This window comes from Cupriavidus sp. SIMBA_020, assembly GCF_046535395.1.
Taxonomy (GTDB): domain Bacteria; phylum Pseudomonadota; class Gammaproteobacteria; order Burkholderiales; family Burkholderiaceae; genus Cupriavidus; species Cupriavidus campinensis.
On record NZ_JAWRWU010000009.1, the window covers coordinates 186,367 to 209,565 of the forward strand.

The following is a 23,199-nucleotide window of genomic DNA, read 5'->3' on the forward strand; positions in this document are numbered from 1 at the left end:
CCGCTATGTAGCGAAAACATGGTTCCCACAAACGGCGCTCATGGCCCACGCCTGTGGTGTCAAAGGCGCCCTCCGCCTCTCTTCAGCCTCTCATTCGAAATCCGACATCTCGTACAGCGGACGGATCTCGATCTCGCTGGGCCCCGGCATGGGATTCGGGCAGCGCTTCACCCAGGCGACCGCTTCATCCATGTCCTTGACTTCCCAGAGCCAGAAGCCAGCCACCAGCTCACGGGTCTGAGCGAACGGCCCGTCGATGACCGTACGGCCGGCACCATCGAACGCCACGCGCTTACCCGCCGACGAGGGCTTGAGGCCGTCCGCTGCACGCAGGATGCCGGCCTTCGCCAGCGCCTCGTTGAACTTGTGCATCGCCTCGAACAGTTCGGTCGTGGGGAGCATGCCCGTTTCGCTGTCTTCGGTGGCTTTCACTAACACCATGACACGCATCGTCTGTCTCCTTGTCTACGGCCATCGCCCCACGGTAGCACCGTTGGGATCGAAATTCCTGGCGAATCTCGGGGAAATGCCCGTACCGCGGCCTGCCTGACGACGTCCGGAAAGTTACATTCATTTGAAATTTCATTACTTTCAAACGCGTGATTCGTGTGGCATTGGTCACATCATTGACATATCAAGGAGACAGACTCCACGTCTCGCCCACCAGCACCCCACTTGAGTAGGGTGATCCTTGTCCGGCAAGACATTGGCAGACAACGGCGGCGGGGAATCCGTACGGAATTCGGGCGACTTCTGGCCCGGTCCGTGACCTGAACTTCTCTGACCTAGAACCATGACAACCACAAAACCTGTTCATTCGCGCATGTACAGGCCGGTGCTCGGTGCCGGCGCACTGTGTCTGGCCCTGCTGTTGAGCGCCTGCGGCGGCGACGACAACAATGCCCCCCCGCCCGCCACGGGCGGCGGCGACGGTGGCAACGGCGGCCCCGGCACCACGCCCGCCGCCTGCACCACGGCGCACTGCGCGCCGGCCCCCTGATCCGCGCCATCCGCACCGCCCCGCGCCCTCCCCATCCAACCGACACCGACCCGGCATGACATTCAACCCGTCCAAGCGCAAGTTCCTGCGCAACACGCTCGGCACCGCGGCAGCGGCTGCCACGCTCGCATCGTTCCCGCCCAGCATCCGCCGCGCCCTGGCCATCGAGGCGAACAACACCACTGGCACGATCCAGGACGTCAAGCACGTGGTGCTGCTGATGCTCGAGAACCGCTCCTTCGACAGCTATTTCGGCACGTTCAAGGGCGTGCGCGGCTATGGCGACCGCTTCGCGATCCCCTTGGCGAACGGCAAGAACGCGTTCTTCCAGACCGACGCCACGAACAACACGATCACGCCCTATCGCCTGGACGCCACGCTGGGCAACGCGCAGCGCGCGGGTAGCACCCCACATACCTGGCCCGATGGCCAGGCCGCGTGGGACCACGGACGCATGAATCGCTGGCCCGTGGCCAAGAACCGGCTGTCGATGTCGTACTACGACACCGCCGAGGTGCCGTTCCAGCGCGCGCTGGCCGATGCCTTCACGCTGTGCGATGCCTATCACTGCTCGATGCACACCGGCACCATCCCGAACCGCCTGTTCTACTGGACCGGCACGAATGGCCCGAGCGGCGCCAACGTGGCAGCCATGGTCAACGAGTTCAACGGCGGCAATGACGTGGGGCCGTCCACCCAGGGCTGGACGTGGAAGACCTACGCCGACCGCCTGGTCGATGCCGGGGTGAGCTGGAAGGTGTATCAGAGCCTGGCCGACAACTACGGCTGCAACGAGATGATGAGCTTCCAGCACTGGCGCACGGCGATGGAATCGATGCCCGTGGCACGGCGCCCGGTGGCGCTGCCCGGCACCTCGCCCGCCTACGATCCATCGATCGACGACGCGCTGAGCCCGCTCGCCAAGGGCTTTGGCAACACCATGCCTGACGGCCTGCTGCAATCCTTCCGTGACGATGTGCAGAACGGCACGCTGCCGGAAATCTCGTGGATCATCCCGCCGTCGCTCTACAGCGAGCACCCGGGCCCGTCGAGCCCGGCGCAGGGCGGCTGGTATGTGCAGCAGGTGCTGGACGCGCTGACGGCCAACCCCGAGGTCTTCAGCAAGACCGTGCTGCTGATCAACTACGACGAGAACGACGGCTTCTTCGACCACCTGCCGCCGCCGTCGGCCCCGTCGCGCAATGCCGATGCCACGCTCGCCGGCGGCAGCACGCTCAGCGATGCCGACATGGCCTTCGAGTATCACAACTACACGCCCGCCACGGCGAATCAGTCGGCCATCGACGGCAAGCCGTACGGCCCGGGCCCGCGCGTGCCGATGTGTATCGTCTCGCCGTGGAGCCGCGGCGGCTTTGTCAATTCGCAGGTCTTCGACCACACCTCGACGCTGCTCTTCCTGGAAAAGCGCTTCGGCGTGAAGGAGCCGCAGATCGGTGCCTATCGCCGCGCCGTGTGCGGTGACCTGACCTCGGCCTTCAACTTCGTCAGCCCGAACAAGGACGCCCTGCCGACGCTGGCGGGCCGCAGCACCAAAGTCACGGTCGACAACCTGGCGCTGACGCAGAAGGCGTCGGCCGCGATTCCCGTGCCGGCCACGCCTGCCCTGCCGGCACAGGTGACCGGCACGCGCCCGTCGCGCGCGCTGCCGTACGAGCTGCACACCACGTCCCGCACCGATGCAGGCGCCAAGACCGTGACGCTGATGTTCTCGAACACCGGCACGGCGGGCGCGGTCTTCCACGTCTACGACAAGCTGCACCTCGACGCCATTCCGCGCCGCTACGTGGTGGAGGCGGGCAAGAGCCTGGACGGCCTGTGGAACGTGGCGGCCGACAACGGCAAATTCGATCTGTGGGTGCTGGGCCCGAACGGCTATCACCGCGAGTACGTGGGCGATCTGAACGAGCAGTCGGCTGGCGGCGGCACGGAAATCCAGGTCTGCTACGCACCGTGCGATCCGCCGGTGCTGCAGGTCAAGCTGTACAACCGCAGCGACAAGGCCTGCACGTTCAGCGCAACCGCCAGGGCCTATCGCACGGACGGCCCGTGGGGCCAGAAGGTGGAGGCCGGCAAGGTGGGCGAGCTGACCTGGACGCTGGGTGACAGCGGCAACTGGTACGACTTCGAGATCAGCTGCGATCTGGCACCGTCGCTGCGCCGCCGTATCGCGGGCCGTATCGAGACCGGCAAGGATACGGTGAGCGATCCGGCGATGGGTCAGCTGTCGTAATCTGCCTTGCCCTGACCCGTCCGCCGTCTACGGCTGGCGGGTCGGGCGCCACGGCGGCCTGGGCCCCAGGGCGTTGCGCAGCATCTCGACGAACCGTTGCGTGCGCATGGACGACTGGCGCGACTGCGGCACCAGCGCCATCACGTCCGCATCGGGCAGCCGGTACGCCGGCAGCAGCGCCACCAGCCGCCCGGTGGCCAGTTCATCGGCCACATCCCACTCCGACCGCGCCATGATGCCCTTGCCGGTCAGGCACCAGTGATGGACCACGTCGCCATCATTGCTCTCCATCGTCGGCCGCACCCGCACCGTCAGCTCCCGTGACCGCGCAGGACGGAGGCTCCGGTCGGCGCTGTCATGACTGCCCTCGGCGAAGCGCCACAGCGTCACGTCCTCATCGTTCTCCCGGAGCACCAGGCAGGCGTGCCGTTCGAGGTCTGCGGGCGTCTCCAGCGGGGGCGCCTTGGCGAGATATTCGGGCGCCGCACACAGGATGCGGCGGTTCGGCGCGATACGGTGCGCAATCCAGCGCGAATCCGGGATCGTGCCGATGCTGACCAGCACGTCAAAGGCGTCCCGCCCATGCACGGGCTGGCGCGGCAGCATCAGGTTGTCCGACAGATACAACTGCACCTCGAGATTGGGATGGGTGCTGTGGAACTGCGCCAGTAGCGGACCCAGGTAGCGGCGCCCAAAGCCAAACGGGCCATGGACCTTGAGCTTGCCCGCCACGACCTGACTACGCTGCTGAAGCGCCTCCTCGATCACCTGCATCTGCTCCAGGACCCCGGTGGCGTGCTGCGCCAGAAGATGGCCTTCGTGCGTGAGTTGCAAGCGCCGGGTGGTGCGTTGGGCCAGCCGGATGCCGAGGCGGGCCTCCAGCTGCCCCAGCCGCTTGGTCACGGCCGGCGGCGTGACGTTCTCTTCCCGGGCCAAGGCCGCCAGGCTACCCAGGCGGTCCAGCGCCAGGATGAACCGCAGATCCTCGATGTCCAGCTTCATTCTTAACCTCCAGGTGAATTAAGAAATTCTATGGCATTAACCACCTGAGGGCCTGGCTTCCCTACACTGGCGACTCGAAAAGCGACCTCGCATAACGGACTCCCATGAACTTGCAAGCACTCGAAACGCCGGTCCTTGTCCTGGACCGACTCAAGATGGAGCGCAATATCGCGCGGCTGCGCGACCGCCTTGCGCCTTCCGGCGTCACGCTGCGGCCGCACGCCAAGACCAACAAGTCCGCCGACGTCGCGTCCCGCATTGGCGCACCGGGTACGCCCATCACCGTATCCACCTTGAAGGAAGCCGGCTATTTCCTCGACCACGGCTGGCGTGACATCCTGTACGCGGTGGGCATCGTCCCGTCCAAGCTGCCTCATGTCGAAGACCTCGTGCGGCGCGGCGCAGCGCTCACCCTGCTGCTGGACAACGTCGAGGCCGCCCACGCGCTCGCCGCCTGGTGTCGCGAGCGCGCGCTCAACGTGCCGGTGCTGATCGAGATCGATACCGACGGCCACCGCTCGGGCGTCAAGCCGGCAGACCCGGCGCTGCTCGACATCGCCGCAGCACTGGGCAAGGGGGGAAAGGACGAGGGCACCGGCGCCTGGCTCGCGGGCGTGCTCACCCATGCGGGCGATTCCTACAATTGCCGTTCGGCCGAGGCCATCGAAGCCGTGGCCGAGCAGGAGCGCGCCGGCGCGGTCCAGGCAGCGGAACGCCTGCGCGCCGCCGGCTATCGTGCGCCGGTGGTGAGCATCGGCAGCACGCCCACCGCGCATTTCGCCCGCTCGCTCGAAGGCGTGACGGAGGTCCGGGCCGGCGTGTTCGTCTTCTTCGACCTGGTGATGCACGGCATCGGGGTCTGCAACACGGATGACATCGCGCTGTCGGTGCTGTGCACGGTGATCGGGCACCAGCGCGAGAAAGGCTGGCTGATCACGGACGCCGGATGGATGGCGATGTCGCGCGACCGTGGCACCGCGAAGCTGCCGGTCGACCAGGGCTACGGACTGGTGTGCGATATCGACGGCAAGCCGCTGCCGGAGCTGGTAATGGTCGACGCCAACCAGGAGCACGGCATCGTCAGCCACCGCACGGACCCGTCCGCCACGCCGATGTTCCCGGTCGGCACGCTGCTGCGCGTGCTGCCCAATCACGCGTGCGCCACGGCGGCGCAACACGGTGCGTACACGGTCGTGGCGGGCAGCACGGCGGTGGAAGCGCATTGGCCGCGTTTTGGGGGATGGTGAGCGCGGTTTTGCGATAGGATGGCGCCGGTAACCAGGATCCGAAACAAAAGGAGACCCCGCGCTTGTCCGAAGCCCTTCCCTCCAGCACCGCCGGCGAGTTTCCCACCTTCGAGACCTCGGATTTTGCCGGCGACGGGTCGTTCTACTTCGACCTCGTGCGGCTGCAGGACCGCGACGACATCCCGCGCGGCTTCCTGCACCGGCACAACTACTATCACCTGCTCTGGATGACCCGGGCGAGCGGCACGCACATGCTCGACTTCGCGCATTTCGATGTGCGCGACCACTCGGTGTTCTTCCTCTCGCCGGGGCAGGTGCATGCCTGGACGTCATCGGTGAAGCCGCACGGCTACGTGCTGAACTTCAGCACCGACTTCTTCGCGCGGATGTTTCCGCGCGCCGACGATGCCGCGAAGTTCCCGTTCTATCACCCCACGGGCGCCCACAGTGCGCTCTATCTCACGCAGGACCAGCATGACGGCCTGCTGCCGCTGCTCGACGAGATGGAGCAGGAGGCGCGGGATCGCCAGCCCGGCTTCCCGGACGTAGTGCAGGCGTGCCTGCTGATCCTGCTCACGCGCCTGCGCCGACTGTGCCCCGAGAACGAGACAGCCGGTGGCATTGGCCCGCACCAGGCGCTCACGCGCCGCTTCACGATGCTGGTGGACACCCACTACCTGCGCTTCGGCACGATCGGCCAGTACGCCGAGGCGCTCTGCGTGAGCGAGCGCCAGCTCAACGACGCGGTCAAGCGAACCCTGGCGCGCACCGCCAGCCAACTGGTACAGGAACGCGTGGTGCTGGAAGCCAAGCGCTGGCTCAGCAACACCGAAACCGGCATCGCCGAGATCGCGTTCCGGCTCAATATCGAGGATCCGGCCTACTTCGCGCGCTTCTTCAAGAAGCAGACCGGTCTCACGCCGGGCGACTTCCGCAGGAAGCATTGCCGTCCGCTGGACTGACCCGCGAAAAAGTCCAATACAACGTCTGATCCGTCCTAACGCCGCCGCCACGCGCCTGCGTAAAGTGTTCCTCATGGTGCATCCATAAGACATCCAGAAGACACCAGAAGCACAGGAGACAGACATGTACAAAGCCATCGCCCCGTTGCGGGGCCTTGCCGTGGCCACCATATTGGCCGTTATCCCCTTCAGCGCGATGGCGGAATACCCCGATCATCCCCTGCGCATCATCGTGCCGTTCGCGGCCGGCGGCGCCACCGACGTGATCGCACGCACCGTGGCGCAAGCCATGTCGGCCCGCCTCGGCCAGTCTGTCGTGGTGGAGAACAAGGCGGGCGCCAACGGCAACATCGGTGCTGTCTCGGCCGCCCGGGCGGACGCCGACGGCTACACGCTGCTGATGGCCACGTCGAGCCATGCCATCAATGCGTCGCTCTACCAGAAGCTCAACTACAGTCTCACGCGTGATTTCGTGGGGCTGTCGAACCTCGCGTCCGTCCCCCTGCTGCTGGTGGTGAATCCGTCGGTACCGGTCAATTCGGCCACGGAACTTGCCGCGTACGCCAAGGCCAACGCTGGCCGCGTCAATTACGCGTCGGGCGGTACGGGCACCGCTTCCCACCTCGCCGGCGAGCAGTTCAGCACGCTGGCTGGTACGAAGATGACGCACGTGGCCTACAAGGGCGGGGCGCAGGCGCTCAATGACGTGATGGGCGGCCAGGTGCAGGTCATGTTCGCCAACCTGCCCGAAGTGCTTGCGCAGGTGCAGAGCGGCAAGCTCAAGGCGCTGGCGGTCACGGGCAGCAAGCGCCACGCCGCGCTGCCCGATGTGCCCGCCTTCTCGGAAACGCCGTTCCCGGGCATGACCGCGCGCTCGTGGTTCGGCCTGTTCGCACCGGCCGGCACGCCGAAGGCCGCCGTCGAGAAACTCTCGCAGGCCATCGTCCAGAGCGTGGCCGACCCCGCCGTCAAGGAGCGACTCAAAGGGCTCGGCGCCGATCCGGTTGGCGACGACCAGCCCGCATTTCAGAAATACGTGAATCAGGAGGTGGCGCGCTGGGCCGTGCTTGTGAAGCAGTCCGGCGCCACCGTCGATTGACGCCACACATCGCCATCGCTAGAGGAAACCCCATGCTGTACGACGTTCGCACCTACACCTGCCGCCCCGGCACGATCAAGAAACACCTGGCGTTGTATGCCGAGCATGGCTACGAGACCCAGAGCCGCCATCTGGGCAAGCCGCTGGCCTACATGCAAACCGAGACCGGCAATGTGAACAGCTACATGCACATCTGGGTCTACGAGAGCGCAGCCGACCGCGAGGCCAGGCGCCAGGCGCTGCAGAAAGATCCGGCCTGGGGCGAGTACCTGAAGATGAGCGCCGAAGCCGCCTACCTGATCAGCCAGGAGAACCGGCTGATGACGCAGGTATCGTTCTTCAAGCCGTAGTCGGCACGGGCGGCCTATCGCGTATGCCCTATACCCTATAGCCGCCCGGCCCAGTACTCCCGGAACGCCCGCCGCGGGTCATCCTGCGCGCGCGTGCCGGCGGCCTCGCCATCGAACACCAGCGTGCTGCGCCGCGCCACCGAATACGCTGGCCATTGCGGGGTCCGGGCATTCGCAGGGTCGCCCGTCGCGGCAAAGCTCACCCAGGCGCTGGCCAGTTGGTCGGCCAGACGCAAATTGGCCTCGCTCGGCCCGTTCAGCCCCAAGCGAATGTCGTGCAGACTCGGCCCGATATCCACGCCATGCGGCGCACCGTAGCGGCCGCCATAGGCCGGGCTGGGTGTCTTCCACAAATATGTCCATACCGGCGCACCGTTGCCGCTGGCATGCGCAGCGGCCTTGCGCTCCGCCTGCAACTGCGCGATACGACGGAAGGTCATATCCGTATCGATCCGCGCCTGCAGCACGAACGGCGTGGCACGCGGATCCTCATCCCGATACATCGTCACAAGACGCGCCGCATCGTCACCCACGCGGGTCTGCGCGAAACGGAGCAAGCCCGCATCGTCAAGGTCGAAATTGATCTGACGGTAGGCGCGCTCGTCCAGCGTTGTGCTGATGATCATCGGCACCTGCGCCGAGATCGGCGGCGCATCCGGATCGAACGGATGGCGGGGAATCGCCACGCCGTCTATCGCCGGCGAGAAGGCGCGCGGTGCCTCGCCCTTCAAGCGATCTGCGGCTTCGAACCGCAATTGCGCCGCCAGCAGTTGCTCGAACGGCAGTGTATGCAGCCGGTCCAGCGAGCCCTTGCCGATTTGCAGCGCCGTCAGGTACTTGGCCGCAATCTCCGTGGACTGCGCCGCCGTCATGACCCGGATGCCCGAACCGCTCATGACCCCGGCGCGATGAAACAGGCCCTGCGCCGACGGCATGGCCATCAGCGTGCTGGTCTTCAGGCCGCCGCCCGACTGGCCAAACACCAGTACGCGCGACGGATCACCGCCGAACGACTCCACGTTCTCGCGCACCCAGCGCAGCGCCGCAACGATATCGAGCATGCCCACCGCGCCCGACTGCGCATAGCGCTCGCCGCCGGCCTCGGCCAGATTCAGATAGCCAAACGAGCCAAGCCGGTGATTGATGGTGATGAACACCACGTCGCCAAAGCGCGCCATCATCTCGCCGTCGAACTGCGGGGAATTGCCCGAGCCCGCGTAGAAGCCGCCCCCGTGCAGATGCACGAGCACCGGGCGCTTCGCGGCCTTCGCAGGCGAGGGCGTCCAGAGGTTCAGCACCAGGCAGTCTTCGCCCATGCCGCCGGGTTGCAGGTCATAGGCGATCAGGTCCGCATAGGCACGGCGACGGTCCGCCGGCATCTGCGGCGCGTAGTTACCGTAGGCGGTGGCATCGCGCACGCCGCTCCATTTCGCCACGGGCTGTGGCGGCATGAAGCGGTTGGCGCCGCCTGTGTCGGCGCCGTAGCGCAAGCCCTTGAACACATGCACGCCACCTGAGCGCAAGCCACGCACCTTGCCATCGGTGGTCTCGACCACCGAAAACACCGGATCTTCCGATATCGCGCGCACGCTTCCCGTGACCGCGCTGCCCGCCGTCAGCGCAGCGGCAGACTTCAGCCACTGTCGACGCGATACTCCCTTGTGCTCCATCGCCCCTCCCTTTTCTTCGTTCTCGTGATTGTCTGCCTGGTGAGGCGACGTTACTTGCCCGTAAAGGCAGGCTTGCGCTTCTCTTTCCACGCCAGCGCGCCTTCGCGGATGTCCTCCGATTGCGTCGCGCGCCGGATGTCCGCAGCCAGCGCAGCCGTGTCCAGGTCTCCACGCGCGATCGCATTCAGATGCCGCTTCATGCCCTGTACCGCAATCGGCGCCAGCCCGGCGACGGTCTCGGCCAGTTGCGCGGTGCGCTCGCGCAGGTGGTCGGCGGGCAGCAGTTCGGTCAGGAACCCGCACGCCAGCATCTCGGGCGCCTGGATCCGTTCGGCGGTCAGGAACAGGCGCTTGGCCGCGTTCAGGCCCAGCCGCGTCACGTAGCGGCGCATGCCGCGCTCATAGAAATGCAGGCCCAGGCGCGCGGCCGGCATGAACATCTCCACGGCGTCGGTGCCGAGCCGGAAGTCGCACGCCAACGACAGATCCGTGCCACCACCGTAGACGCCGCCCTGGATTTCGGCGATGGTGACTGCGCGACAATCCTCCATCGCATTGACCAGCGGCTCGAAACCTGCGCCACGCTGGCCGGCGGCGAGCTTGCCGATATCGAACCCGCTGCAGAAGTACTTGCCCGTGCTGCGCAGGACCAGCACGCGCACATCGCTGCCATTCACGGTTTCGATGTGCTGCAGCAACGCCTGCAGGTCGTCCGGACCAAGCCGGTTCGCCACATCGGGGCGCTGAAGTGTCAGCGTGGCCACGTGGGCGGCAATGTCGAGCGTGGGAAGCGAGCCTTCGGAAGCCATGCGTCAAATCTCCGGATCAATAAAGGGTAGTCAGGCGGCGGGTGCTTCCGTCGCCTCGCGAGTTGCCTGTCGCTCCCGCAGCGCGACGTCGAATCGTTCGATGCGCGCCTGCGCGAAGGCCGGACGCTGCTGCACGCGCTGCCACCAGTCGACCACCGCCGGCATACGAGCTTCCGCCATGGCCTCGGGCGCGAGCTCCGCAATCCGCGCGACAAACGGCATCGCGGCGATATCGGCCAGGGAATAGTGCGCGCCCATCAGCCACGGCCCGCTGCCAAGCATCGATGCCATCTTCGGTATCAATGCCAGCAAGGCGTCCAGCGCCGCGCGCTTTTCGTCGTCCGAGTACGGCTTGCGGGCGATACGACGCCAGGCTTCACGCCGCTCTGGTGTCGGAATCCGTGCCAACTTCCCGGCCAGGTCTGCGTCGCTCCATTGCGACGCCACAGGCTGCAACGCGATGCTCCAGTTCAGGATCAGCAGGTTCGGCAGCAGCTTGTCATCAGTCCAGCGAACGAAGTTGCGCATCGTGGCCCGCGCATACGGATCGGCGGGGCGCAGCGGGGGATTCGGCAGGACGTCGTCGATGTACTCGCAGATCGTGGCGCTTTCATAGAGAAAGCGGCCATCGTCCAGCACCAGCGCCGGCACCACACCGTTCGGATTCATCGCCAGGAATGCTGGCGAGTGGTGCTCCTGCGCCGCGAGGTCGACAGGCACGCTGTCGTAGTCGATGCCCTTCTCCGCCAGACACAGCCGCACACGGCGCGACGCGCTGGACAACCAGCCATGGAACAGTCTCATAGGGCGATCTCCTGTCAGGGAATCAGGACGGTGGCGCCTGTCGTGGCACGGCCTTCGAGGCTGCGATGAGCCGCCCGGACGTCGGACAGGGCGAAGCGCTGCCCCACCTCCAGGCGCAGGTGCCCCGACTCCACCGCCGAGAACAGCGCCTGCGCCGCTCGACGCAATGACGCCGCATCGGCGATGAACGTGCGCAGCGTCGGCCGCGAAACGATCAGGGACTTCGCATGCAGCAGTTGCAGGTCGAACGCCTCCACGTCGCCAGACGCGGTGCCATAGTTGATGGCCATCCCGCAAGGCTTCAGGCATTGCAGCGACGGCACGAAGACGTCCTTGCCGACCGCATCGTAGACCACCGAGACGCCCTTGCCTTCGGTCAGCGCCATGACTTCCGCGACAAAGTCCGCCTCGCGATAGCAGATCGCATGGTGGCAGCCATGATCCAGCGCTACGCGGCGCTTGGCTTCGCTGCCCACCGTACCAATCACCGTTGCGCCAAGCGAGCGCGCCCATTGCGACAGCAGCACGCCCATCCCGCCAGCCGCCGCATGCACCAGCACCCAATCGCCGGGCTGCACCACATATAGCCGCCGCAACAGGTACTCAGCCGTCAGTCCTCGCAACAGGGTGGCCCCGGCCACCTCCTCGGAAATCGTCTCCGGCAGCGGCACGACGCGATCGGCCGGCACGTTGCGCGTGACCTGATACGCGCCTGGATACATGGCGGCCACGCGCTGCCCGACGGCAATGCCCGACACCTCCCGCCCGACCGCCGTGACGATGCCCGCCCCGACCGATCCCAGCGTGATGGGGAACGGCGTCGGCGTGTGGGGGCCATGCGCACCATTGCGCTGGTAGATGTCGGCGAAGTTCAGGCCGATGGCCGATTGCCGGATCTGGACTTCGGTGGCATCAGGGGCCGCAACCTGCACTTCATCGAGTTCGAGCACGGCGGCGTCGCCATGCTTTCTTATACGGACTACGTTCGTATGCATACGTTCTGTTGTCTCCAAGCCGGCGCGATGACCCCTTGCCGTACCGCCGGAACCTGCGCTTTCAGGTGGTAGCGGGCCGGGGGAAGCGTAGCGCATGCGCGGACGCGCCGCATCATGGTAAATCCGTATACGTATATTTATGATGTCCATTCGTATACTTTTCCGGCACCCACGAATGCACGAAGAGGACCGATGACTCACGACGCACCGCTGTCCGGCTACACCGTCCTGGATCTTTCCATTGCCCGCGCTGGCCCGGTTGCCGTTCGGCTGCTGGCGGACTGGGGGGCCGATGTCATCCGCATCGAACCGCCGCCACCGCGTGACCGCGGATCGGTCACCGGGCGGCGCCGGGGCTCGGATGAACAGAACCTGCATCGCAACAAGCGCAGCCTCTGCCTGGACCTGAAGACGCCCGAAGGCGCCGAAATCCTGGCCACGCTGGTGCGCCGCGCGGACGTGGTGGTGGAGAACTTCCGTTCCGTAGTGAAGGAGCGGCTGGGGCTCACGTATGACCGCCTGAGCGGCCTGAACCCACGCGTGATCCTTGCCAGCATCTCCGGGTTCGGGCAAGACGGCCCGTACTGCGAGCGCCCGGGACTCGACCAGATCGTGCAGGGCATGTGTGGACTGAGCTCCGTGACTGGCATGCCCGGCCACGGCCCGCTCCGCGTAGGCATCGCGATCTCGGACACCACAGCCGGCATGTTCCTGGGGCAAGGCATCCTGCTGGCGCTGCTGCAACGCGAGCGGACGGGACGCGGCCAATGGGTCCACACGTCGCTGATCGAGGCGATGCTGAACAAGCTCGACTTTCAGGGCGCGCGCTACACGGTGGAAGGCGTGGTGCCCACGCAGCAGGGCAATGCGCACCCCACGCTTGCACCGATGGGCACGTATCGGTGCCGGGATGGCGTCGTCAATATCGCCGCCAGCACGGATCGCATGTGGAGCCACTTCTGCCACGCACTCGGTGCGGATGCGCTGCTGGCCGATACCTCGCTGCACAGTGCGGCCGGGCGGAATGCGCAACGCGAGCGCCTCGATGCCGCGATCAACGCGTGCACGGCGGCGTTCACCGCAGCGGACCTGACGGAACGGCTCAACGCGGTCGGCGTGCCGTGCGGCCCGGTCTTCGATATCGGCCAGGCGTTCGAAGACCCGCAGGTCCAGCATCTGCGCATGACCCGCCCTGCCGACCATCCCGAACTAGGGCCGCTGGCTTTGCTGCGCTCTCCGATCAACCTGTCCGCCGCGCCGCACCCCGAGCGGTTCTTCAGCGCGGCGCCAGATCCCGGTGCCCATACCGACGCCATCCTGCGCGACCTGGGCTACGACGATGCCCGCATCGCCCAATTTCGCGATGCCAATATCGCGGCGTGACGGGCCGCAGCTGACAAGCCAAAAAAGAAACGGAGACAAATGATGATCCCTCGATGCCTGCGCGCCAGGCGCGTACTCGCGCGCGCACTCACGATGGCGGCCCTGGTGGTATCGTTCGTGCCGCCCGCGCTCGCGGCCGACGACTACCCCAATCGCCCCATTCGCGTGCTGGTGGGCTACACACCGGCCGGCGCGGCCGACTACGTGGCACGCATCTTCGGAGAAGCCTTGTCCAAACAGCTCGGCCAGACCATCGTGGTCGATAACAAGCCCGGCGCGGGCAGCACGCTCGCTTCCACTGCATTGGCCGGCGCCGCGCCGGATGGCTATACGCTGGCGCTGGCCACGGCCACGCTGTATGGCATCGACCAGCGGCTCTACAAGGCGCGTTACAAGGGGGAGGATTTCACCCCCATTACGCGCCTGACCGTCTCGCCGTTGATCCTGGCCGTGAACAGGAACCTGGGTGTGGCGGACGTCAAGGCGCTCGTGGCCAAGGCGAAGGCCAATGCGGGCGGGTTCAACTACTCGTCGTCCGGCATTGGCGGTTCGCCGCACGTGGCGGGGCTGCAGTTCGAGAAGGCTACCGGCGTGCGCATGACCCATGTGCCCTACAAGGGCGGCGCGCCAGCCTTGCAGGCCGTGGCAGCCGGCGAAGTGCAAATGTCATTCGGCACGGCTGCCTCGGTGTTGCCGATGGGCACGCAAGGTGTGGTGAAGATGATCGGCGTGACCACGCCGAAGCCGTCCGACGTGGCGCCCGGCCTGCCGTCGCTGGCCGAAACGGGGTTACCCGGATTCAACTTCACATTCTGGTTTGGGCTCTATGGCCCGGCGGGCCTGCCCGCGGAGATTCGGGACAAGATCTTCGCGGCCACGCGCAAGGTCATGGCCGACCCGCAGATCCGCGCCAAGCTGGCCGCCAATGGCAGCGAAGTATCGCTATCGGAATCGCCGGCGGAATTCGGCGCGTGGGCCTCGGCCGATGGGCGCAATGCGTTGGAACGTATCGTGCAGGCCGGCGTGAAGCTCGATTGATGAAGATCTGACGATGCGGCGCGGGGGCGCCGATCAGCGCCGCCCCCGCCCCCGCGCGGCGCCATCGCCGGGCATCGAGGCGATCATGTCCGCATAGACATCGCCGCCCGTGGCGATATGGCGCACCATGGCTGCGGCGGCGGCGTCCTCGCTGCCGCGCAGGATCGCTTCCAGCACCTCCTCGTGCTCCGCCAGTGATGCCCGAATGCGCGCGGGCTTTTCGAAGCGTAGATCGCGCATGCCGCGCATCCGTGCGCGCATGGTGAGGATCTGGCGCGACAGGATGTCGTTGCAGCTGGCTTCGTAGATCACGTGATGGAAGGCGTCGTTGGCCTTGCGGTACGCCACGCCATCGGCCTTCTCGGCCGCCGCCCGGCACGCCTCCAGTGCCGTCTGGATCGCCTTGCGCTGCGGCGCCGAAATGCGGCGCGCCGCCAGCCGCGCGGCCAGGGACTCCAGCTGCACCAGGATCTCGCTCATCGCCACGTACTCGCGCAGCGTGATCGACGCGACGATGGCGCCCTGGCGCGGCACCAGATCGACCAGCCCGGCGGATTCCAGCTGGATCAGCGCCTCGCGCACCGGAGTGCGCGACACCTTGAAGCGCGCGAGCAACTGCTGTTCCTCCAGCTGCGTGCCGCTGGGCAACTTCCCGCTCAGAATGTCTTGCTCGATCGCCGTACGGATGGTCTCGGACAAGCTCTTCTTTTCATCGGACATGGAACACTGCGAGCGCTAAGTGGGGATGGCGCGATTCTACTACCGCGCCCGCCCGCGTATGCGCAATTGCCTGCTATGTGCACAAATGCGACGCCGCTCAGTCCAGCGAGATCTTCCCCGCCTTGACGATTTCGGCATACCGCGCCGTGTCACGCTCGATCAGCTTGCGAAACGCCTCCGGCGTATCGCTGACCGGCACAAAACCGAGTTCGGTGAGCTTCTTCGACACTTCCGCACTGGTGGTGGCGGCGGCGATGGCCTTCGCCATGCGATCCACCACCGGCTGCGGCGTACCGGCCGGCGCCAGCAGGCCGGTCCATGAACTCATGACAAACCCGGGGAAGCCGGACTCCTCCATCGTCGGGATCTGCGGCTCGCCGGGCCAGCGCTTGGCCGAGGCCACCGCCAGCACATTGATCTTTCCGGACTTCACGTGCGGCATGGGCACCAGCAGCGGATCGAACGCAATGGACACCTCGCCGGACACCAGCGCCGGCAGGATCGGCGCGCTGCCGTTGTAGGGCACGTGCGTCATCTTGAGCTTCGATTCCATCGCCAGACGTTCGCCGGTCAGGTGCGCCGAGCTGCCAACGCCGCTCGAGCCGAAGGTCAGCGCATCCGGATTCTTGCGCCCATAGGCAACCAGTTCACCGACGGTCTTCACCGGCAGCCGCTTGCTGGCAAACAGGAACAGCGGCAGTTCCGCCATCTGGGCCACGGGCACCAGGTCCGACGGCTTGTAGCTCAGCTTAGAGTAGAGCGACATGTTGGCGCTGTAGGCGGCCAGCACGGAGACGAAGGTATAGCCGTCAGGCGCGGAGCGCGCCGCAACGCCCACGCCGAGCGTGCTGTTGGCGCCCGGCTTGTTCTCGATGATGATGGGCTGGCCAAGGCTCTGAGAAACCTTCTCGAACACTACGCGAGAAACGGTGTCCGTCGACCCGCCCGGCGTATAGGGAACAATGACCTTGATCGGCTTGGTCGGCCATTCTGCTGCGCTCGCCCCCTGGCCGATGGCCAGTCCCGCAATGAGGATGGCCGCCATGCGGGCGGCGCGCGTGGCGCGTGTCTTGATACTCAATTGCTGTCTCCAATTCTGTTTCTTTGATTTACCGACCAAGTCGGCGGCTCATTATGCGCGACGCAGCGGCCAATCCAACGGGCGCTACGCAAGTGGTGTTCGATATCCGGACATCGTCGGGGCAGCGCGCAGCATTCTTTACCAACGCACAAAACTGTTGATCCGCGATGTGCCTTCTTCGCTCGGCGCCGGGCAGCTAGATTGAGCCGTGCCCCCCCCATCGATCGCAGACGGCTGCCGCAATGAATGAATCCGCCCCCTCCCTCCCTGCTCCCGCAACCCGGCACGCCACTGACAGCTACGTCGGCCGCAATGCCGCTTACTGGCAACGAAATCTCGCGGTTGCCGTCTTCGGCTCCTTCACCACGCTGGTCAGCCTGAGCATGCTGCTGCCGTTCCTGCCGTTGTACGTGGAGCAACTCGGCGTGACATCGCAGGACGAAGTGGTGCAGTGGTCAGGCGTGGCATTCGGCATCACGTTCCTTGCGACTGCCGTGACCGCGCCCCTGTGGGGCAAGCTCGCCGACCGCTTCGGGCGCAAGCCGATGCTGGTACGTGCGGCGGTTGGCATGGCCATCGTGATGTCGATGATCGGGCTTGCCCACAACGTCTATGAACTCGTTGCGCTGCGCTTCGCCGCGGGTCTGATCGGCGGCTATGCATCGGCGGCCACGGTGATGATCGGCACACAGGCGCCGCCCGAGCGGGCGGGATGGGCGCTCGGTGTCCTGTCCACCGGGGCGCTGACCGGCAATCTGATCGGCCCGCTCGTCGGGGGCCTGCTGCCGAACCTGATCGGCATTCGTGGCACGTTCTTCGCCGGCGGCGCCATGATCGGCGTGGCAGCGCTGCTGACGATCTTTGGCGTGCGCGAGGATTTCACGCGTCCGCCCAAGTCCGCCGGGCAACCGGTGCCCGCCGACGGCGCCGCCCGCAGCGCGCATCGCTTCGCGCTGCCGGCCCTGCTGGTGACGGCCTCCATGGTGCTGCTGGCCAATATGTCGATCGAGCCGATCATCACCGTCTATATCCGGCAACTCGATGTACCGCTCGACCGATTGGCCACGGTGGCCGGCATCGTGATGGCCTGTTCGGCGTTTGGCAGCGTGCTGACCGCCTCGCGGCTAGGCGCACTGGCCGACCGCATCGGTGCCTGGAATGTCATCATTGGTTGCCTTGTGGCGACCGCCCTTGCCCTGATTCCGCAGGCGTTCGTGACGAACTGGTGGACGCTGGCCGCGCTGCGCGGCGTGATGGGGATGGCGCTCGCCGGGCTGCTCCCCGCCATCGGCAAGCTTGTGCGCCAGGCCGTCAAGGAGCACCAGTCCGGCAAGATGCTCGGCTACCTGCAATCCGCGCAGTTTTCCGGGCAGGTGATCGGGCCGCTGATCGGCGCGCAGATCAGCGTGCATCTGGGCATGCGTGCGGTGTTCTTTGTCACCAGCGCCCTGCTGCTCGCCTGTGCAGTCTTCGATCGCTGGGCCAGGAATCGCTGAACCCGGCAGGGCGGCCGGGAACGGGCGGAAGGGGTTGATGCGCATCCGCTATCCGCAGGCGACATCGGTGGTCTATGCTGGAAGACAGCATAGACTACAGGGACCATCCATGGCCTACCACCAAGATCCCCGTCCGGCCAACGCCCTGGGCAGCGCGTTGGCCGGATGCATCCTCGTTACCCTGCTTGGCCTGGCCGGTTGCGACACACCGCCCCGGGATACCTCGTCCACGCCCCCGCCCCCGCGCGAGCCCATCGCCGCCAGCGACGATGTGTACCCGCCGCCCTCCACGGTGCACGACACCCGCCCCAAACGCACGACCCCCTAGGGTGTTGATTCGGGGCAGGCAAATTTTGCCAAGTCAGATGACGTGGGTTGGGATGCGTGGATTCCCCTGCCGTGCTACTTCACCGGCGTCAGGATCGGCGCACCCTTGTTCTTGATCAGGAACACCACGAACTTCGCAGGCTGGGTATTGCTGGCGTTACGCCCGACCGTGTGGATATCGTTCTGGCCTTCGTAGAACGTATCGCCCGCCTTGAGCGTGACTTCCTTGCCGCCCTTCAGGCCCATGATGATGCTGCCCTCGAGCACATAGACGAAGGCGTGCGCGTCATGACGATGCACGGGATCCACGGCGCCCGGCGGATAGTCCACGACGATCATCTCGCCTTCCTTGCCCGGATATTCGGGCAACGGCTTCGTCATCAACTGCTTGACGCTCGCCTCCGGCGCGGCGGCTGCCGGCCCGGCCACCATCAGGCACGACACCAGCAGGCTTGCAGCAAGGGATACGACTGTCTTCATGGCATCACTCCAGGTTGGCTTTATCGAGTCCGAACGCCTTGTCCGATGAACCGGGCACCATCCGGAACGCCACGTTCAGGCGGTTCCAGGCATTGATGGCGCCGACCAGGAAGGTCAGGTCCGACAGTTCCTTTTCGCTGTACTGGGTGCGCACGCGCTCGTAGATGTCGTCGGCCACGCCACCGGCGGGAAGGTGAGTCAGCGCTTCCGTCCAGGCCAGCGCGGCGCGTTCGCGCGGCGAGAAGAGCGTCGATTCGCGCCAGATCGCCACGTGGTGCAGGCGCAATTCGCGTTCGCCGTGGATCTTCGCCATCTTGATGTGCATGTCGACACAGAACGCACAGCCGTTGAGCTGCGACGCACGAATCTCGACGAGCTCCTGGATGGGCGTCTCGATCGTGGTCTTCTGGAACAGGACCCCGAACTCGATGAGCTTCTTGGTCAGCTCGGGGGATTGCTGGAAGTAGTTCGTACGTTGGGTCATGACTTTTCTCCTGTGTCGACACCTGAAGCCATGGTAGGTGCGGCGCCGCCGCCACGCCAGACCGACTCCGCGCGCACAGTGTTTCCCGCCAGGCATCAATCCGGATGCCCACTCCAGCGCACTCGGGTCCCCGGCAACCCCCAGAAAATCAGGGATAACACCAAGACCACGAGCACTGGCGCGGGATGCGTATTTCGCACCGCGGAATACATCGTCCGATTGCTTGACGCTGGCCGAATCGCCATGCAAATTCGCTGAAAACGAACGACCGTGCTAGAACGCGATCCGCCTCCACCGCCCCGGTGCGGGAGACAGGATTCGCGGCAAGGACACGGCGTCACCGGACCCTCGGCTCTGCCGGGTTCCAGGAGAGTGGCGCGCCACCCGGCGCGGCAACGCAAGGAGACAACTCATGCAAGACAACCGACACGCGGCACCAGCGCCCAGCTGGCCGCGCTTGCCCGCCAACTCGACGGCCACCCCGCCACAACACTGATCCGCCGGAATCCGCGCCGGTCCAGCTGACTTGACGCTGATCCGGCCCGCGCTGCCGCCCCAACGGCAACGCACCTCCACGCGCCCCGGCCCCGTGCCGGCGCGCACCTTGTTTCGCGAACCGTACGAGGTAATCCTGTGGCATTGTTTTTCCAACAGTTTCTCAATGGCCTGACGCTGGGCGGCGTATACAGCCTGGTGGCGCTGGGGCTGACGCTGGTCTACGGCATCCTGCACGTGCCCAACTTCGCGCACGGCGCGCTGTACATGGCTGGCGCCTATGTGTCGTACTACGCCATGACCACGCTGGGCCTGAACTACTGGCTGGCAATGCTGGCCGCCGCGGCCGTGGTGGCCGTGCTGTCGATGCTGGCAGACCGCCTGGTGTTTCATCCCCTGCGCAACGCGCCCGAGATCCACGACATGATCGCCGCCATCGGCATCCTGCTGTTCCTGGAAGCCGGCGCGCAGGCGCTGTGGGGCGCGGACTTCCACCGCATGCCCACGCCGTACGGCCAGATGGTGGAGTTCCTCGGCCTCACGGCGCCGATGCAGCGCCTGCTGATCATCGTCGCCGCGTTCGGCCTGATGGTGCTGCTGCACCTGTTCCTGACGCGCACGATCACGGGCTCCACGATCATGGCGATGGCCCAGAACCGCGAGGGTGCCGCGCTGGTGGGCATCGACGCCACGCGCGTGACGCTGCTGGTATTCGCCATCTCGGGCGCACTCGCCGCCATCGCCGCCACGCTGTACGCGCCGATCAACCTCGTCTACCCGAGCATGGGCAACCTGGTCATCACCAAGGCGTTCGTGATCATCATCCTCGGCGGCATGGGCAGCATCCCGGGCGCGATCGTCGGCGGCCTGATCATCGGCATGGCCGAGAGCTTCGGCGGCTTCTATATCTCCACCGACTACAAGGACATCATCGCGTTCCTGCTGCTGGTGATCATCCTGTCCATCCGGCCACAGGGCCTGTTCGCGGCCAAGGCGGCCTGATTCCGCATAAGGAGCGACCCATGAAAGCAATGCAAGGAAAGACCGGCTGGGCCCTGCTGCTGGCGGCCGCCATCGCGTTTCCGCTGGTCGTGCCCAACAGCTATTTCCTGACCGTGATGACGCTGGCGTTCATCTACGCCATCGCCACGCTCGGCCTGAACCTGCTGACCGGCTATACGGGCCAGCTCAACCTGGCGCACGGCGGGTTCATGGCGATTGGCGCCTACACGGTGGGTATCCTGACCGTGGACCACCAGTTGCCGTTCTGGCTCGCCTTCGCGCTCTCCGGGGTGGTCTGCATGGCGTTTGGCTACGTGGTGGGCGTGGTGTCGCTGCGGCTCAAGGGCCATTACTTCTCGATCTTCACGATGTGCGTGGGCTACATCATCTACCTGCTGATCGAGAAGTGGGAAGGCCTCACCCACGGCACGGTCGGCCTGATCGGCATTCCGGTGCCGGCGGCCATTGGCCCGGTCACCTTCGACAGCGTGCCGGCACAGTACTACCTCGTGCTGACCTTCCTGGTGATCGGCATGTTCATCATGCATCGGATCGTCAGTTCGCTGCTGGGCCGCAGCTTCCTGGCGGTGCGCAACAGCGATGCACTGGCAGAAGCGCTGGGCATCAACCTGATGCGCACCAAGGTGCTGTCGTTCGTGCTGTCGGTGGGCTATGCCGGCTTCGCCGGGGCGCTCTACGCCGGGCAGGTGCGTTTCCTGGGCCCAGACATCGCCCGTACCGATGTCACGTTCGACATGGTCATGGCGATGCTGGTGGGCGGCACGGGCACGCTGCTCGGGCCGCTGCTCGGGGCAGTGCTGGTGCCCTGGGTTACCCAGACGCTGCAGTTCCTGCAGGACTACCGCATGCTCGTGTTCGGCCCGGTGCTGATCCTGCTGATCATCTTCTTCCCGGATGGCATCGTCGGCTCCTACCTGAAGAAGCAGGCCCGCCGCGCCGCCGCCGCACGCCGTGGCCAGCACGCCGCCGCGCGCCCCGGTAACGTGCAGCCGCCCGTCCCGACCACCCGCCCCGGAGCCGAGAATGCTTGAGATCCGCAACCTCACCAAGAAATTCGGCGGGCTGACCGCGGTACACGACGTGTCCGTGTCGTTCGAAGCCGGCCACATCAACGCGATCATCGGCCCCAATGGCGCCGGCAAGACCACCTTCTTCAACCTGATCGCCGGCACGCACGCGCCGAGTTCCGGCCAGATCCTGTTCAAGGGGCAGGACGTGGCCGGCCTGCGCGCGGACCAGATCGCCCGGCTCGGGGTGGCACGCACCTTCCAGGCCACGGCCCTGTTCGACCGCGCGACGGTGCTCGACAACCTGATCGTCGGCCACCGGCTGCGCACGTCGTCGGGGCTGGCCGATGTGCTGTTCAACTCCCGCCGTCTGCGCGAGGAAGAACGGCTGTGCCGCGAGAAGGCCGAGGCAGCGCTCGACTTCGTCGGCCTGACCCACCTGGCCCATGAGGTGGCGGCAGACATCACCCAGGAGGCCCGCAAGCGCGTGGCCTTCGCCCTGGCGCTGGCCACGGACCCCGAACTGCTGCTGCTCGACGAACCGGCCGGCGGCGTAAACCCCGAGGAAACCGTGGGGTTGGCCGAGCTGATCCGCAAGATGGTGCGGCATGGCAAGACCGTCTGCCTGATCGAACACAAGATGGACATGATCATGCGGCTGGCCGACAAGATCATGGTGCTCAACTACGGCGAGAAGATTGCCGAAGGCACGCCGGCGCAGGTCCAGCAGGACCCGCGCGTCATCGAAGCCTATCTGGGAGCCGACCATGTTGCAGCTTGAACGCGTTTCGCTGTCCTACGGCAGCTTCCGGGCGCTGGACAACGTCTCGCTGCACGCCAAGGCCGGAGAACTGGTGGTGCTGCTCGGCGCCAACGGGGCAGGCAAGAGCTCGATCTTCCTGGCGATGAGCGGCATCCATCGCACCAGCGGCGGCAGCATGCGCTTCGATGGCCGGGAACTGGCCGGCATGAAGCCGTCGCAGATCGTGCAGGCCGGGCTGGTGCACTGCCCCGAGGGCCGCAAGCTGTTCCCGGCGATGAGCGTGCAGAAGAACCTGACGCTGGGCGCCTACGTGCACCGCCGCGACAGCGCGGGCACCCGGGAGACGCTGGAGGAAGTCTTCGAGATGTTCCCGATCCTGCGCCAGAAAAAGGACGACCCCGCCGGCTCGCTGTCCGGCGGGCAGCAGCAGATGGTGGCGCTGGGCCGCGCGCTGATGGGCCGCCCGCGCGCACTGCTGCTGGACGAGCCGTCGCTGGGGCTGGCGCCGCTGGTGGTCAAGCAGATGTTCGAGGTGATCCAGCGCATCAACCGCGCCGGCACCACGGTGCTGCTGGCGGAGCAGAACGCCTACGCCGCCCTCGGCATCGCACACCGAGCATACGTGATCGAGAGCGGCCGGATCGTGATGGAAGGCGACCGCGAGTCGCTGCTCAGGGACGAAGGCATTCGCAAGGCGTATATCGGCGGATAGT

General features: G+C 66.1%; 23 protein-coding genes and 1 pseudogene. 14 read left to right on the forward strand and 10 right to left on the reverse strand.

Annotation, left to right across the window (positions count from 1 at the left end; genetic code table 11):
• Window positions 1–96: 96 nt before the first annotated feature.
• Window positions 97–450: pseudogene (locus SB751_RS18540) on the reverse strand (YciI family protein); the annotation flags it as partial.
• Between the two features lie 343 nt (window positions 451–793).
• Here SB751_RS18540 and SB751_RS18545 point away from each other — a divergent pair.
• Both SB751_RS18545 and SB751_RS18550 read left to right on the forward strand, forming a co-directional pair.
• On the forward strand, window positions 794–1,000 hold the full coding sequence (locus tag SB751_RS18545; RefSeq protein ID WP_144196391.1) for a hypothetical protein: 207 nt from the start codon (window positions 794–796) through the stop codon (window positions 998–1,000).
• 55 nt (window positions 1,001–1,055) lie between these two features.
• The gene (locus SB751_RS18550; RefSeq protein ID WP_410748279.1) at window positions 1,056–3,251 is read left to right on the forward strand and encodes a phosphocholine-specific phospholipase C; all 2,196 of its coding nucleotides are present in this window, start codon (window positions 1,056–1,058) and stop codon (window positions 3,249–3,251) included.
• A 27-nt stretch (window positions 3,252–3,278) separates the two neighbouring features.
• Here the strand turns inward: SB751_RS18550 and SB751_RS18555 are convergent, their stop codons facing one another.
• Complete coding sequence (locus SB751_RS18555; protein WP_144196389.1) at window positions 3,279–4,253, reverse strand: LysR family transcriptional regulator; 975 nt, start codon at window positions 4,251–4,253, stop codon at window positions 3,279–3,281.
• A gap of 104 nt (window positions 4,254–4,357) precedes the next feature.
• On the opposite strand from SB751_RS18555, the gene SB751_RS18560 reads away from it, so the two are divergent.
• The 4 genes from SB751_RS18560 to SB751_RS18575 all read left to right on the forward strand — a co-directional run bounded on the left by SB751_RS18560 (window position 4,358) and on the right by SB751_RS18575 (window position 7,911).
• Complete coding sequence (locus tag SB751_RS18560) at window positions 4,358–5,500, forward strand: alanine racemase (protein WP_410748280.1); 1,143 nt, start codon at window positions 4,358–4,360, stop codon at window positions 5,498–5,500.
• 62 nt (window positions 5,501–5,562) lie between these two features.
• On the forward strand, window positions 5,563–6,462 hold the full coding sequence (locus SB751_RS18565) for a helix-turn-helix domain-containing protein (RefSeq protein ID WP_211943956.1): 900 nt from the start codon (window positions 5,563–5,565) through the stop codon (window positions 6,460–6,462).
• Window positions 6,463–6,586: 124 nt separating this feature from the next.
• The gene (locus tag SB751_RS18570; RefSeq protein ID WP_211943957.1) at window positions 6,587–7,561 is read left to right on the forward strand and encodes a Bug family tripartite tricarboxylate transporter substrate binding protein; all 975 of its coding nucleotides are present in this window, start codon (window positions 6,587–6,589) and stop codon (window positions 7,559–7,561) included.
• Between the two features lie 32 nt (window positions 7,562–7,593).
• Complete coding sequence (locus SB751_RS18575; protein ID WP_144196385.1) at window positions 7,594–7,911, forward strand: NIPSNAP family protein; 318 nt, start codon at window positions 7,594–7,596, stop codon at window positions 7,909–7,911.
• 35 nt (window positions 7,912–7,946) lie between these two features.
• On the opposite strand, the gene SB751_RS18580 is transcribed toward SB751_RS18575, so the two are convergent.
• The 4 genes from SB751_RS18580 to SB751_RS18595 are packed head-to-tail and all read right to left on the reverse strand — an operon-like array spanning window position 7,947 to window position 12,189.
• Window positions 7,947–9,581, reverse strand: coding sequence for a carboxylesterase/lipase family protein (locus SB751_RS18580; RefSeq protein WP_211943958.1), 1,635 nt, complete (start codon window positions 9,579–9,581; stop codon window positions 7,947–7,949).
• Between the two features lie 50 nt (window positions 9,582–9,631).
• Entirely contained in the window at window positions 9,632–10,390 is a 759-nt protein-coding gene (locus SB751_RS18585; RefSeq protein WP_144196383.1) for an enoyl-CoA hydratase/isomerase family protein, read from the reverse strand.
• Window positions 10,391–10,420: 30 nt separating this feature from the next.
• A complete protein-coding gene (locus SB751_RS18590; RefSeq protein ID WP_144196382.1) occupies window positions 10,421–11,194 on the reverse strand; it encodes a glutathione S-transferase family protein in 774 nt (257 codons plus the stop codon).
• 14 nt (window positions 11,195–11,208) lie between these two features.
• Window positions 11,209–12,189 (reverse strand): quinone oxidoreductase family protein, encoded by a 981-nt coding sequence (locus tag SB751_RS18595; RefSeq protein ID WP_250025535.1) that lies wholly within the window; start codon window positions 12,187–12,189, stop codon window positions 11,209–11,211.
• Between the two features lie 192 nt (window positions 12,190–12,381).
• Here SB751_RS18595 and SB751_RS18600 point away from each other — a divergent pair, with 192 nt between their 5' ends.
• Together SB751_RS18600 and SB751_RS18605 are read left to right on the forward strand one after the other, a co-directional pair.
• On the forward strand, window positions 12,382–13,572 hold the full coding sequence (locus SB751_RS18600) for a CaiB/BaiF CoA transferase family protein (RefSeq protein WP_211943960.1): 1,191 nt from the start codon (window positions 12,382–12,384) through the stop codon (window positions 13,570–13,572).
• A 39-nt stretch (window positions 13,573–13,611) separates the two neighbouring features.
• Window positions 13,612–14,610, forward strand: a complete 999-nt coding sequence (locus SB751_RS18605) for a Bug family tripartite tricarboxylate transporter substrate binding protein (RefSeq protein WP_246118910.1) — start codon at window positions 13,612–13,614, stop codon at window positions 14,608–14,610.
• A 33-nt stretch (window positions 14,611–14,643) separates the two neighbouring features.
• Here the strand turns inward: SB751_RS18605 and SB751_RS18610 are convergent, their stop codons facing one another.
• Together SB751_RS18610 and SB751_RS18615 are read right to left on the reverse strand one after the other, a co-directional pair.
• Complete coding sequence (locus tag SB751_RS18610) at window positions 14,644–15,330, reverse strand: GntR family transcriptional regulator (protein WP_144196379.1); 687 nt, start codon at window positions 15,328–15,330, stop codon at window positions 14,644–14,646.
• Window positions 15,331–15,427: 97 nt separating this feature from the next.
• Complete coding sequence (locus SB751_RS18615; RefSeq protein ID WP_186296795.1) at window positions 15,428–16,375, reverse strand: Bug family tripartite tricarboxylate transporter substrate binding protein; 948 nt, start codon at window positions 16,373–16,375, stop codon at window positions 15,428–15,430.
• A gap of 278 nt (window positions 16,376–16,653) precedes the next feature.
• On the opposite strand from SB751_RS18615, the gene SB751_RS18620 reads away from it, so the two are divergent.
• Together SB751_RS18620 and SB751_RS18625 are read left to right on the forward strand one after the other, a co-directional pair.
• A complete protein-coding gene (locus SB751_RS18620) occupies window positions 16,654–17,907 on the forward strand; it encodes an MFS transporter (protein ID WP_410748281.1) in 1,254 nt (417 codons plus the stop codon).
• Between the two features lie 109 nt (window positions 17,908–18,016).
• A complete protein-coding gene (locus tag SB751_RS18625; protein WP_144196376.1) occupies window positions 18,017–18,235 on the forward strand; it encodes a hypothetical protein in 219 nt (72 codons plus the stop codon).
• A 74-nt stretch (window positions 18,236–18,309) separates the two neighbouring features.
• On the opposite strand, the gene SB751_RS18630 is transcribed toward SB751_RS18625, so the two are convergent.
• Complete coding sequence (locus tag SB751_RS18630) at window positions 18,310–18,714, reverse strand: cupin domain-containing protein (RefSeq protein ID WP_144196375.1); 405 nt, start codon at window positions 18,712–18,714, stop codon at window positions 18,310–18,312.
• A 4-nt stretch (window positions 18,715–18,718) separates the two neighbouring features.
• The gene (locus tag SB751_RS18635; RefSeq protein WP_144196374.1) at window positions 18,719–19,198 is read right to left on the reverse strand and encodes a carboxymuconolactone decarboxylase family protein; all 480 of its coding nucleotides are present in this window, start codon (window positions 19,196–19,198) and stop codon (window positions 18,719–18,721) included.
• Window positions 19,199–19,831: 633 nt separating this feature from the next.
• Here SB751_RS18635 and SB751_RS18640 point away from each other — a divergent pair.
• The 4 genes from SB751_RS18640 to SB751_RS18655 are packed head-to-tail and all read left to right on the forward strand — an operon-like array spanning window position 19,832 to window position 23,198.
• On the forward strand, window positions 19,832–20,695 hold the full coding sequence (locus SB751_RS18640; protein WP_144196373.1) for a branched-chain amino acid ABC transporter permease: 864 nt from the start codon (window positions 19,832–19,834) through the stop codon (window positions 20,693–20,695).
• Between the two features lie 20 nt (window positions 20,696–20,715).
• On the forward strand, window positions 20,716–21,747 hold the full coding sequence (locus SB751_RS18645; protein WP_250025538.1) for a branched-chain amino acid ABC transporter permease: 1,032 nt from the start codon (window positions 20,716–20,718) through the stop codon (window positions 21,745–21,747).
• Window positions 21,740–22,504, forward strand: a complete 765-nt coding sequence (locus tag SB751_RS18650; RefSeq protein WP_144196371.1) for an ABC transporter ATP-binding protein — start codon at window positions 21,740–21,742, stop codon at window positions 22,502–22,504. The genes SB751_RS18645 and SB751_RS18650 overlap by 8 nt, the downstream gene beginning before the upstream one ends.
• On the forward strand, window positions 22,491–23,198 hold the full coding sequence (locus SB751_RS18655; protein WP_144196370.1) for an ABC transporter ATP-binding protein: 708 nt from the start codon (window positions 22,491–22,493) through the stop codon (window positions 23,196–23,198). The genes SB751_RS18650 and SB751_RS18655 overlap by 14 nt, the downstream gene beginning before the upstream one ends.
• Window position 23,199 lies beyond the last annotated feature (1 nt).

What these genes read in the sequence shown, in the direction of transcription:
- SB751_RS18630 (WP_144196375.1), bottom strand. Translation starts at nt 18,714, where the DNA reads ATGAAGACAGTCGTATCCCTTGCTGCAAGCCTGCTGGTGTCGTGCCTG.
- SB751_RS18595 (WP_250025535.1), bottom strand. Translation starts at nt 12,189, where the DNA reads ATGCATACGAACGTAGTCCGTATAAGAAAGCATGGCGACGCCGCCGTG.
- SB751_RS18635 (WP_144196374.1), bottom strand. Translation starts at nt 19,198, where the DNA reads ATGACCCAACGTACGAACTACTTCCAGCAATCCCCCGAGCTGACCAAG.
- SB751_RS18625 (WP_144196376.1), top strand. Translation starts at nt 18,017, where the DNA reads ATGGCCTACCACCAAGATCCCCGTCCGGCCAACGCCCTGGGCAGCGCG.
- SB751_RS18650 (WP_144196371.1), top strand. Translation starts at nt 21,740, where the DNA reads ATGCTTGAGATCCGCAACCTCACCAAGAAATTCGGCGGGCTGACCGCG.
- SB751_RS18550 (WP_410748279.1), top strand. Translation starts at nt 1,056, where the DNA reads ATGACATTCAACCCGTCCAAGCGCAAGTTCCTGCGCAACACGCTCGGC.
- SB751_RS18600 (WP_211943960.1), top strand. Translation starts at nt 12,382, where the DNA reads ATGACTCACGACGCACCGCTGTCCGGCTACACCGTCCTGGATCTTTCC.
- SB751_RS18560 (WP_410748280.1), top strand. Translation starts at nt 4,358, where the DNA reads ATGAACTTGCAAGCACTCGAAACGCCGGTCCTTGTCCTGGACCGACTC.
- SB751_RS18645 (WP_250025538.1), top strand. Translation starts at nt 20,716, where the DNA reads ATGAAAGCAATGCAAGGAAAGACCGGCTGGGCCCTGCTGCTGGCGGCC.
- SB751_RS18580 (WP_211943958.1), bottom strand. Translation starts at nt 9,581, where the DNA reads ATGGAGCACAAGGGAGTATCGCGTCGACAGTGGCTGAAGTCTGCCGCT.
- SB751_RS18620 (WP_410748281.1), top strand. Translation starts at nt 16,654, where the DNA reads ATGAATGAATCCGCCCCCTCCCTCCCTGCTCCCGCAACCCGGCACGCC.
- SB751_RS18615 (WP_186296795.1), bottom strand. Translation starts at nt 16,375, where the DNA reads ATGGCGGCCATCCTCATTGCGGGACTGGCCATCGGCCAGGGGGCGAGC.
- SB751_RS18585 (WP_144196383.1), bottom strand. Translation starts at nt 10,390, where the DNA reads ATGGCTTCCGAAGGCTCGCTTCCCACGCTCGACATTGCCGCCCACGTG.
- SB751_RS18575 (WP_144196385.1), top strand. Translation starts at nt 7,594, where the DNA reads ATGCTGTACGACGTTCGCACCTACACCTGCCGCCCCGGCACGATCAAG.
- SB751_RS18655 (WP_144196370.1), top strand. Translation starts at nt 22,491, where the DNA reads ATGTTGCAGCTTGAACGCGTTTCGCTGTCCTACGGCAGCTTCCGGGCG.
- SB751_RS18590 (WP_144196382.1), bottom strand. Translation starts at nt 11,194, where the DNA reads ATGAGACTGTTCCATGGCTGGTTGTCCAGCGCGTCGCGCCGTGTGCGG.
- SB751_RS18545 (WP_144196391.1), top strand. Translation starts at nt 794, where the DNA reads ATGACAACCACAAAACCTGTTCATTCGCGCATGTACAGGCCGGTGCTC.
- SB751_RS18605 (WP_246118910.1), top strand. Translation starts at nt 13,612, where the DNA reads ATGATGATCCCTCGATGCCTGCGCGCCAGGCGCGTACTCGCGCGCGCA.
- SB751_RS18570 (WP_211943957.1), top strand. Translation starts at nt 6,587, where the DNA reads ATGTACAAAGCCATCGCCCCGTTGCGGGGCCTTGCCGTGGCCACCATA.
- SB751_RS18610 (WP_144196379.1), bottom strand. Translation starts at nt 15,330, where the DNA reads ATGTCCGATGAAAAGAAGAGCTTGTCCGAGACCATCCGTACGGCGATC.
- SB751_RS18555 (WP_144196389.1), bottom strand. Translation starts at nt 4,253, where the DNA reads ATGAAGCTGGACATCGAGGATCTGCGGTTCATCCTGGCGCTGGACCGC.